The organism is Streptococcus sp. S784/96/1, from assembly GCF_902729355.1.
In the GTDB taxonomy this organism is placed as follows: Bacteria; Bacillota; Bacilli; order Lactobacillales; family Streptococcaceae; genus Streptococcus; species Streptococcus caledonicus.
The window spans coordinates 1-10,686 of record NZ_CACVCC010000050.1 but is presented as its reverse complement, the minus strand read 5'-3'; the positions used below and the strand labels follow the sequence as shown (position 1 = coordinate 10,686).

Annotated in this window: 10 protein-coding genes and 2 pseudogenes; all 12 read left to right on the top strand. The window is 36.2% G+C overall.

The features are described 5' to 3' along the window. The first annotated feature begins 230 nt into the window (after nt 1-230). Nucleotides 231-1,409: an AI-2E family transporter gene (locus GZ996_RS11095; RefSeq protein WP_161980978.1), complete on the top strand. Its 1,179-nt coding sequence runs from the start codon at nt 231-233 to the stop codon at nt 1,407-1,409. Then, a complete protein-coding gene (locus GZ996_RS11090; protein ID WP_162012080.1) occupies nt 1,399-2,625 on the top strand; it encodes a tetratricopeptide repeat protein in 1,227 nt (408 codons plus the stop codon). Before GZ996_RS11095 ends, GZ996_RS11090 begins: the two co-directional genes overlap by 11 nt. Next, nucleotides 2,625-3,344, top strand: a complete 720-nt coding sequence (budA, locus tag GZ996_RS11085; RefSeq protein ID WP_162012079.1) for an acetolactate decarboxylase — start codon at nt 2,625-2,627, stop codon at nt 3,342-3,344. Before GZ996_RS11090 ends, budA begins: the two co-directional genes overlap by 1 nt. A 78-nt stretch (nt 3,345-3,422) precedes the next feature. Further along, on the top strand, nt 3,423-4,886 hold the full coding sequence (gene cpsA / locus GZ996_RS11080) for an LCP family glycopolymer transferase CpsA (protein ID WP_162012078.1): 1,464 nt from the start codon (nt 3,423-3,425) through the stop codon (nt 4,884-4,886). A gap of 2 nt (nt 4,887-4,888) precedes the next feature. Beyond that, nucleotides 4,889-5,620 (top strand): capsular polysaccharide biosynthesis protein Cps4B, encoded by a 732-nt coding sequence (gene cps4B / locus GZ996_RS11075; protein WP_156807209.1) that lies wholly within the window; start codon nt 4,889-4,891, stop codon nt 5,618-5,620. A gap of 8 nt (nt 5,621-5,628) precedes the next feature. Next, nucleotides 5,629-6,315, top strand: coding sequence for a Wzz/FepE/Etk N-terminal domain-containing protein (locus tag GZ996_RS11070; protein WP_156807210.1), 687 nt, complete (start codon nt 5,629-5,631; stop codon nt 6,313-6,315). A 19-nt stretch (nt 6,316-6,334) separates the two neighbouring features. Beyond that, entirely contained in the window at nt 6,335-7,054 is a 720-nt protein-coding gene (locus tag GZ996_RS11065) for a tyrosine-protein kinase (RefSeq protein ID WP_162012077.1), read from the top strand. A 398-nt stretch (nt 7,055-7,452) separates the two neighbouring features. Beyond that, nucleotides 7,453-9,285, top strand: coding sequence for a translation elongation factor 4 (gene lepA / locus GZ996_RS11060; protein ID WP_161980974.1), 1,833 nt, complete (start codon nt 7,453-7,455; stop codon nt 9,283-9,285). A 323-nt stretch (nt 9,286-9,608) separates the two neighbouring features. After that, nucleotides 9,609-9,794, top strand: a pseudogene (locus tag GZ996_RS12015) (hypothetical protein). Beyond that, complete coding sequence (tnpB, locus tag GZ996_RS11050) at nt 9,775-10,125, top strand: IS66 family insertion sequence element accessory protein TnpB (protein ID WP_162012076.1); 351 nt, start codon at nt 9,775-9,777, stop codon at nt 10,123-10,125. The pseudogene GZ996_RS12015 and the gene tnpB overlap by 20 nt, the downstream one beginning before the upstream one ends. Nucleotides 10,126-10,175: 50 nt before the next feature. Next, a pseudogene (locus tag GZ996_RS11045) lies at nt 10,176-10,379 on the top strand (transposase domain-containing protein). Continuing rightward, a partial coding sequence (locus GZ996_RS11040; RefSeq protein ID WP_202922623.1) for an IS66 family transposase zinc-finger binding domain-containing protein occupies nt 10,336-10,686 on the top strand: 351 nt, incomplete at its 3' end. The pseudogene GZ996_RS11045 and the gene GZ996_RS11040, both read left to right, overlap by 44 nt.

Below are 10,686 nucleotides of genomic sequence, written 5' to 3'. Positions count from 1 at the left end.
TGGCCAAGAATCTAGGCTCAAAAACTTCAAATACTCAAAAACCACACAGCGATTCTTTCATCTTGATTGTTTTCGAGACGGAAATCACTGTGTGGTTTTATTTTGAAGCTAGTTTTTGCCCAGCCTCATTTTCTTTATGCATATGTCGTGGAAACTCACCTTAATTGGTGATTTTTTTATCTGAGTTTTGGTATAATGATAGGTAGAATAAATGTAGCTGGAGAATGTTTATGAAAGATGATAACAAATTTTCATTGAGTTGGTTTTTTCGTTGGTTTCTAAACAATCAAGGTGTGACAGTTTTGCTAGTGATGCTTTTGGTTTTTTTGAACATTTGGGTATTTAGTCACATCAGCTCTTTGTTGAGTCCGATTTTTTCCTTTTTAGCTGTTATTAGTTTACCATTGGTTATATCAGCTTTAATCTACTATCTTTTAAAGCCAGCTGTAGATTGGCTAGAAAAACGCAATTTTGGTCGAGTATCCGCTATTTCAATTGTTTTTTTGGGTGTGATCCTATTTTTAATTTGGGCAGTTGCTGCGCTGGTTCCCATGATTGAAACTCAGTTAACATCGTTTGTTACCAATCTCCCTAATTATATTAGAGATGTTGAGAATCAAATTACTCTTATTTTAAAAGACGATCGATTGGCACAATTTAGACCACAATTGGAAAGCCTTGTGACTGATTTTTCTGGTAAGGCTTTAGAATTTGCGCAAACTTTCTCTAAAAATGCTGTGGACTGGGCTGGAAATGTTGCAGGTGCTGTAGCACGAGTGACAGTTGCAGTTATTATTTCACCTTTTATCATTTTTTACATGCTTAGAGACGGTGACACGATGAAAGATGGCTTCGTGAAATTTTTGCCAACAGCAATGAGAGAAACAACCGCAAGGATTTTGCACAATGTTAATTCACAGCTAGCAGGATATGTTCAAGGTCAAGTGACTGTTGCTGCTGTTGTTGGGATTATGTTCTCAATTCTTTTTACTGTAATTGGATTACCTTACGCAGTCACATTTGGTATTACTGCAGGATTTTTAAATATGATTCCTTATCTTGGCAGTTTTCTAGCCATGGTACCTGTTGTCATTTTAGCGTTAGTTGAAGGTCCTTTAATGTTAGTAAAAGTAGCTGTTGTTTTTACCATTGAGCAGACTGTTGAAGGGCGATTTGTAACCCCGTTTGTTTTAGGAAGTAAGTTAAATATTCATCCAATTACGATTATGTTTACGCTCCTAGTGTCAGGGTCAGCTTTTGGTGTTTGGGGAGTGTTTCTTGGAATCCCTGCTTATGCGGCAGCAAAAGTTGTTTTAGCAGAAATTTTTGATTGGTATAAGAGTGTTAGTGGTTTGTATGAAGAAATAGCAGAGCAGAAAGACATAAAAGGAGAGATTGATGTTAAATAGTGAGAAAATGTTAGCTTCATTACAAGCTAAAGACCTTGCTCACGCAGAAAAATATTTTCAAAAAGCTCTTGATAATGATCCAAACGAAATTCTATTGGAATTAGCTGAATATCTTGAAAGTATTGGATTTTACCCACAGGCTAAACTAATTTATAATAAACTAAAAGAAATTTATCCAGAAGTTAATATTAATCTTGCTCAGATTGTTGCAGAAGATGGTGACATGGAGGAAGCTTTCCTTTATCTTAATGCTATATCAGAAAATAGTGAAGAGTATCTGTCGGCTCTTTTAGTCATGGCAGATCTTTATCAGATGGAAGGCTTGACGGACGTAGCGCGAGATAAGCTTTTATTAGCTTCTAAACTATCATCGGAACCATTAGTGATATTTGGTTTAGCTGAATTAGAATATGAACTTGAACATTATAAGGACGCTATTGATTACTACGCTCAGTTAGATAATCGTCATATTTTAGGAATGACTGGAATTTCAACGTACCACAGAATTGGGCGCTCTTATGCTAATCTTGGTAAATTTGAAGTTGCAGTTGAGTTTTTAGAAAAAGCTTTAGAGATTGAGTATGATGATGTTATAGCTTTTGATTTAGGAGTGATTTTACATGATCAAAAAGAATACCAAAAAGCTAATTTATACTTTAAGCAACTAGAGGCCATGAATTATGATTTTCCAGGATACGAATATGTTTATGCTCTATCATTAAAGGCAGAGAATAAACTAGAGGAAGCTCTACGTTTAGTCCAACAAGGTTTAGCTAAGAATGAGTTTGATAGCCAACTATTCCTTCTAGCATCGCAACTTGCTTATGAAACCCATGATAGAAAATTGTCAGAATCTTATCTTTTATCAGCGTATGAATTAGCAGAAGATGTTGAAGAAGTGCTTTTACGTTTGACAACATTATACCTAGAAGAAGAACGATATGAAGATGTGATTGCACTAGAATTAGAAGATATTGACTTGGTTCTAACAAAGTGGAATATTGCTAAAGCCTATCAAGGATTAGATCAAGAAGAGGCACTTACAATTTATAGAGAGATTTCAGATGATCTGTCGGAAAATCCAGAGTTTTTACAAGATTATGCTTATATTTTGCGAGAGTTTGGACATCGTAATGAGGCCAAAGAGATTATAGAGCGCTATTTGACGATGGTTCCTGATGACATGAACATGATTAGTTTTAAGGAGGAACTCTAGTGTCAGAACCGATAAAATTATTTCAATATAATACTTTGGGAGCCCTTATGGCAGGGCTCTATGAGGGGTCTTTGACAATAGGAGAGCTTTTAGAACACGGTAATTTAGGAATTGGAACTCTAGATTCTATTGATGGTGAATTAATAATTCTTGAAGGGATTGCCTATCAGGTAAAATCTACAAGTGGACGAATTCAGGTTATTGAAGTACCGGCTCATGTTAAGGTTCCGTATGCAGCAGTTGTTCCTCATCAAGCAGAAGTTATTTTTAAGCAACGTTTTGAAATGACTAATAAAGAGTTGGAAAAACGTATTGAATCTTACTATGATGGAGAAAACCTTTTTCGATCGATTAAAATCCATGGCACTTTTAGTCATATGCATGTACGAATGATTCCAAAATCAAATAGTGATCGTAAATTTTCTGAGGTAGCTATTAATCAGCCAGAGCATAAAACAGAACATGTCACTGGGACTATTGTTGGTATCTGGACTCCTGAAATGTTCCACGGGGTCAGTGTTGCAGGTTATCATTTACATTTTTTATCAGATGATCATTGTTTTGGTGGTCATGTCATGGACTTTGTTATTCAGGAAGGGATTGTTGAAGTGGGACCTGTTGATCAGTTAGATCAACGTTTTCCTGTTCAGGACAGAAAATATCTTTTTGCAAAATTTAATGTTGAAGAATTGAAAGAAGATATTAAGAAAAGTGAGTAGTATATGGTAAGACGTTTGTAAAAATGGGAAATTTAAGTTATAATAAGAGGAAATTTATAAATAAAATGGGGGATTGTTATGTCTTCACGGAGTCAACATAGAAAACCCGGAAACTCGTCAAAGCATGGTTTTTTAGGTATTCTAAACTTTACCTTGTGGACTCTAGTCGCTCTGCTAGCTCTTGCAGTAGTATTTTCTATGTTAACATATAATATCTTAGCTTTTAATCATTTAAACCTTATTATTCCAGTTTTCTTAGGAATTTCTATGGTGATTCTCTTCTTTTGGATTTTATCAAAAAAAGCTAAGGTTATTGCCACAGTTTTACTTAGTTTGATCGTTGTTGCTTTAAGTACAGGATTGTTTTTTGTTAAGTCAGCTTTGGACTTTTCAAATAAACTTAATACAACTGCGCGTGTGTCACAAGTTGAAATGAGTGTTGTGGTTCCAGTAGATAGTGGCATTTCTGATGTTACGCAGCTCAATTCTGTTTTGGCACCAATTGCTAGTGATGCAAATAATATTTCAATGTTATTAGATCATATTAATCGTAATAAAGGAATTAGATTAACTGAAACAACGTCGTTATCTTATTCTTCAGCTTATGAAAGTCTATTGGCTGGTGAAGATAAGGCAATGGTAATGAATTCTGCGTATACCGAGTTATTGAGAAGTAGCCATGAGGATTTTGATAATAAGTTAAAAACAATTTATACTTATACTATTAAGAAAAAAATTGAAAATAGTAATACTCCTAAAATGAATTCAGATAGTTTTAATATTTACATTTCTGGCATTGACACCTATGGATCTATTTCATCGGTTTCACGTTCAGATGTCAATATCATAATGACTGTTAATCAGAAGACGCATAAGGTTTTATTAACAACTACTCCTAGGGATTCTTATGTTCCTATTGCGGACGGTGGAAATAATCAGTATGATAAGTTAACTCACGCAGGAATTTATGGCGTAGACTCGTCTATTCATACATTGGAAAATCTTTATGGAATTAATATTGATTACTATGCACGAATCAATTTTTCGACATTTTTAAAATTGATTGATTTAGTTGGAGGAGTTACGGTCACAAATGAACAAGAGTTTACCAGTGGTAATTATCAATTTCCGGTAGGAGAAGTGACCATGGATTCGAAACAGGCTCTGGTTTTTGTTCGCGAACGATATTCATTAGTGGACGGTGACAATGATAGAGGTAAGAATCAAACTAAAGTGATTGCAGCACTTATTAATAAATTAACTAGTCTGGACTCTATTGCTAAGTATAGTGATATTATTAATGGATTAGGTGATTCTATTCAAACAAATATGCCTTTTGAAACGATGATGACTTTAGCTAACACTCAGTTAGAGACAGGACAAAGTTATGAGGTGAGGTCTCAGGCTATTACTGGAACAGGATCAATTGGTGAGCTTCCTTCATATGCTATGCCAACAGCAAGTCTTTATATGTTGCGTCTTGATGAATCGAGTCTTAATAGTGCTAAAGATGTCATTAAAGCAACAATGGAAGGAAATTAACGATGATAGATATCCATTCACATATTATCTTTGGAGTTGATGATGGTCCCGATACATTGGAAGAAAGTATTGAACTTATCAAGGAAGCTTATCGACAAGGTGTTACAACAATTGTAGCGACATCACATCGGAGAAAAGGAATGTTTGAAACGCCTGAAGTTACAATCTTTGCAAATTTTATTTTATTAAAAGAAGAAATTCAAAAACTTTTACCAGAAATGACTCTTCTCTATGGTGGTGAACTTTATTTTACAACAGATATCGTTGAAAAACTAGAAAATCAAACGATTCCAACGATGGGTGGTACCCGTTTTGCCTTAATTGAATTTAGTACAGGGACACCTTGGAAAATAATACACGGTGCGGTGATTGATTTATTAAATATTGGCGTGACACCAATTATTGCTCATATTGAACGGTACGATGCCTTAGAAAATAATAGGGCTAGAGTCAAGGAATTGATTGATATGGGGTGTTACACGCAAGTTAATAGTATTCACGTTCTAAAGACAAAATTATTTGGGGATAAGTATAAGATTTATAAAAAAAGAGTAGCTTATTTTTTAGATGAAGATCTGGTGCATTGTGTTGCAAGCGATATGCATAATTTAGATAATCGGAAACCTTATATGCAAGAAGCTTATACCATTATTGAGAAGAAATTTGGGGTAAAGAAAGCTAAACAACTCTTTCATGACAATCAAGTAACATTATTAGCAAATCAATTTATTTAGGAGAAAACATGCAAAATCAAAATGACACACAACAAGAAATAGATGTCGTACACCTTCTGAAAAAATTATGGGTACGCAAATTTGCTATCATTTTTTCGGCTTTAACATTTGCGTTTATGGCGCTAGCGGGTAGTATTTTTTTATTGACACCTCAGTATGAATCACTTACAAAACTTTATGTGGTTAATAAAGGGACAGACGAATCGAAAATTTCGACTCAAGATTTACAGGCAGGGGATTATTTAGTAAAAGACTATAAGGAAATCATTGCCTCTAAAACAGTACTTACTGCAGTTATTGAGCGTGAGCAACTAGACTTAAGTATTTCTGGTTTGAGTGCTAAAACCAGAATTGATATTCCTGTTAATACTCGTATTATTTCTATTTCGGTGCAAGATGAGAATCCAGAGGTTGCTAGTCAATTAGCTAATACTTATCGGGAAGTTGCTTCTGAAAAAATTAAAGAAGTGACTAATGTAGAAGATGTAAAAACAATTGAAGAAGCAGAACCGTCTTCATCACCTTCATCACCTAATCTTAAAAGAAATACACTTTTAGGTTTTTTAGTAGGCGGTTTTTTAGCAGTCGTTATTGTTCTTATTAAAGAATTATTGGATGACCGTGTACACCGTGTTGAAGATGTTGAAGAAGTACTACATATGACACTTCTAGGCATCATTCCAGATATAAAATAAGGTCAAATAGGGAGTTATCATGGCAAGTTTAGAATTAGTAAAATCCAAACACAACCTCTATACGGAAGTTGAAGAGTATTGTAATAGTATTCGGACTAATATCCAATTTAGTGGTCAAGAAATTCGTGTTATTGCGCTAACTTCAGTGCAACCTGGTGAAGGGAAGTCAACCACTTCAACAAATTTATCAATTTCGTTTGCTCAGGCAGGTTTCAAGACTCTCTTGATAGATGCAGATACTCGTAATTCGGTATTATCCGGAACATTTAAAGCAACAGGTAAGGTTAGTGGATTAACAAGCTATTTATCAGGCAATGCTTACTTATCGGAAGTAATTTGTGAATCGAATATTCCCAACCTTTCTATAATTCCTGCAGGTAAAACGGCTCCGAATCCTACGACTTTGCTGCAAAATATGAACTTTACTAGCATGATTGACAGTTTAAAGGAATATTATGATTATATTATCATTGATACTCCTCCGATTGGCTTAGTTATTGATGCAGCTATCATTGCGCAAAAATGTCATGGAACTATTATTGTGACAGAAGCTGGTGCGATTAAACGTAAATTTATTCAAAAAGCTAAAGAGCAAATGGATCAGAGTGGAGCTACTTTTCTTGGAATTGTCTTGAATAAAGTTGATAGTCAAGTTGATTCTTATGGGGCGTATGGTAATTATGGCAATTATGGTAATTATGGTCAAAAATTAGATAAGAAGAGTAAGCGTAGAAGGTAAGTTCAAAACAATATTTAAAAATTAAATAAATTGTTAAAATTTTTAGCTAACTATCTATAAGTATCGCCATTTTATATATGGAATATTTGACTAGGTAAAAAGTTTTAAAATAATAAACGGCCTAGGTTGATGTCGCTAAGAAACGTTTAGTTTAAGCCGTTTTATATTGTTCAATTTTTACGAGAAAGGTAAAAAATCGAATTTTTGCCAGCCTCTCTTTTTTGTTATTTTCCATGTAGTAAGGTGGAATTGTGAAATAAAAAAATGCATGTAGCTAAAGAATGGTTATATGCATTTTTCATACGTACGGCGTGGACTTGATGGATGTTAGACTTTTGTCTATGGATCTTTTTTGGTATAATACATTAGGAACTTATTTTTTGGAAAGATTAAGAAAAATGTCAACTTTTGATGAATTAAAAAAACGACAAGAGAAGATTCGTAACTTCTCGATTATTGCTCATATTGACCACGGGAAATCAACCTTAGCTGACCGTATTTTAGAAAAAACCGAGACAGTTTCAAGTCGTGAAATGCAGGCGCAACTTTTAGATAGCATGGATTTAGAGCGTGAGCGTGGGATTACCATCAAACTGAATGCTGTTCAGTTGAATTACAAGGCCAAAGATGGTGAAACCTATATTTTCCACTTGATTGACACGCCAGGACACGTGGACTTTACCTATGAGGTATCACGTTCTCTAGCAGCCTGTGAGGGAGCAATCTTAGTGGTTGATGCGGCTCAAGGGATTGAAGCGCAGACGCTTGCCAATGTGTATCTTGCCTTGGATAATGATTTGGAAATCTTGCCAATTATCAATAAAATTGACCTTCCCGCGGCAGATCCAGAACGTGTACGTCAAGAGATTGAAGATGTTATCGGTTTAGATGCTTCTGAGGCCGTGCCAACGTCAGCTAAGGCTGGAATCGGTATTGAAGAAATCCTTGAACAAATTGTTGAAAAAGTTCCTGCACCATCAGGAGATGTGGAAGCGCCCCTTCAGGCCTTAATTTTTGACTCGGTTTATGACCCTTATCGTGGGGTAATTTTGCAGGTGCGCGTGGTTAATGGTGTTGTGAAACCAGGTGATACCATCCAGATGATGAGTAACGGTAAAACTTTTGATGTTACCGAAGTGGGTATTTTTACACCTAAAGCCATTGGGCGTGACTACTTAGCGACTGGTGATGTTGGTTATATTGCAGCCTCAATCAAGACGGTGGCAGATACTCGTGTTGGTGACACGGTGACTCTGGTTAATAATCCTGCGAGCGAAGCGTTGTCTGGGTATAAACAGATGAATCCGATGGTTTTCGCTGGTCTGTACCCTATCGAATCTAATAAGTACAATGACCTTCGTGAAGCCCTTGAAAAACTCCAATTGAACGATGCTAGTCTTCAATTTGAACCAGAAACTTCTCAAGCTCTTGGCTTTGGTTTCCGTTGTGGATTCCTAGGACTTCTTCACATGGATGTTATCCAAGAACGTTTGGAGCGTGAGTTCAATATTGACCTCATTATGACAGCTCCATCGGTAGTTTATAATGTCAATACTACTGATGGCGAAGAAGTTAGGGTTTCTAACCCTTCTGAGTTTCCTGAACCAACTCGTATTCAGTCCATTGAAGAGCCTTATGTTAAAGCGCAAATCATGGTGCCACAGGAATATGTTGGTGCAGTTATGGAATTAGCACAGCGTAAACGCGGTGATTTTGTTACTATGGATTATATTGATGATAATCGTGTGAATGTCATTTACCAAATTCCACTGGCTGAGATTGTCTTTGACTTCTTTGACAAATTAAAGTCATCTACACGTGGCTACGCCTCATTTGACTATGAAATTTCCGAATACCGTGCTTCTAAATTGGTTAAAATGGACATTCTCCTTAACGGTGATAAGGTTGATGCGCTCAGCTTTATTGTCCACAAAGACTTTGCCTATGAGCGAGGGAAACTTATCGTTGATAAATTGAAAAAAATCATTCCACGTCAACAGTTTGAAGTGCCAATTCAGGCAGCTATCGGGCAAAAAATTGTGGCTCGTACAGACATCAAGGCCCTTCGTAAAAACGTTTTGGCCAAATGTTATGGTGGTGACGTGTCTCGTAAACGTAAATTGCTTGAAAAACAAAAAGCTGGTAAGAAACGGATGAAAGCTATCGGATCTGTCGAAGTGCCCCAAGAAGCCTTCTTGAGTGTACTTTCAATGGACGAAGACGAGAAGTAAGTCTGTTAGGAAGGAGAGTGGGAAAAAAATCGTTAAATCGTCAAAAAATGACGATTGCGATTTTGTCGTCCCACCTCCGTACAGTTGATTAGGATGGCCGCTAACGATTTCGTAGCAAGGGTTTAGGACTTCCAATCAACCACTGCGTCAATCTGTTAATACCATTAAAAATAGAAAGTTGAGATATGGTATACTCCCCTTATAGTGGACAGTGAAAAAACAAAAATTCACTAGAAACGTAAGCGTCTAATAACGAAGTACCTGTAAAACTCTTTCCCCCTCCGTTATACTATTATTAGAAAACAAAACTGGAGGTTAATTTGATGTCACAACCCATCGTCCCTTTGGAAATCCCATAACCTCGTCGGTTTGAATCAAAACCCAGAAATGATGTCTTACTGAAAATCCGACTGGATAAACTTGAACTGACCTTGTTCCAATCCCTTAATCAAGACAGGTTAGAAGCTATTTTAGATAAGGTGCTAAGCTATGACGATTCAACTCAGTGATTTAGGACAAGTTTACTTGTTTTGTGGGAAAACTGATATGCGTCAAGGGATTGACTCACTTGCCTATCTGGTTAAAAGTCAATTTGAACTAGATCCTTTTTCAGGGCAAGTCTTCCTATTTTGCGGTGGTCGTAAAGATCGCTTTAAGGCACTTTATTGGGACGCTCAAGGCTTCTGGCTACTTTATAAACGTTTCGAAAATGGAAAACTCACCTGGCCAAACACAGAAAAGGAAGTCAAAGCCTTAACTTCTGAACAGGTTGACTGGCTGATGAAGGGATTTTCTATTACACCTAAAATCAATATCACAAAAAGTCGTGATTTCTATTGAAATCATGGCTTTTCTTTCGGTATAATATAAAAAACAATGGAGGGACGAACATGAGTTCAAAAGATAACATTATTGAAAGTTTAGCAAAAACGATAGAGACCATGTCTAATGAACTCGCCCTCCTTCGTGAACAAGTGGCTTATTTGAGTCAAAAACTTTATGGCAAGTCATCAGAGAAGGTCCATTAACCTTCATGACAACTAAGCCTTTTTGAAGAAGAACTTCCTGAAGAGGATTCTGATTTACCCTGTTAAAACTGAGATTATCACTTATAAACGCCGGAAATCTAAAGGCGTTCGTCAAGCTATTTTTAACCAATTCACTCCAGAAATAGTCCATCATGAACTAAAGGGTGAAGACTGCAGTTGTCCAGACTGTCATGGTCAGTTAAAAGAGATTGGCTCTTGCGTCCAAAGACAAGAGTTGGTCTTTATCCCTGCCCAATTAAAACGTGTTGACCATGTCCAACATGCCTATAAATGTCAAAGTTGCAGTGAGGAGGGACACGTTGATAAGATTATTAAGGCTCCTGTTCCTAAAGCTTCCTTATCACATAGTTTG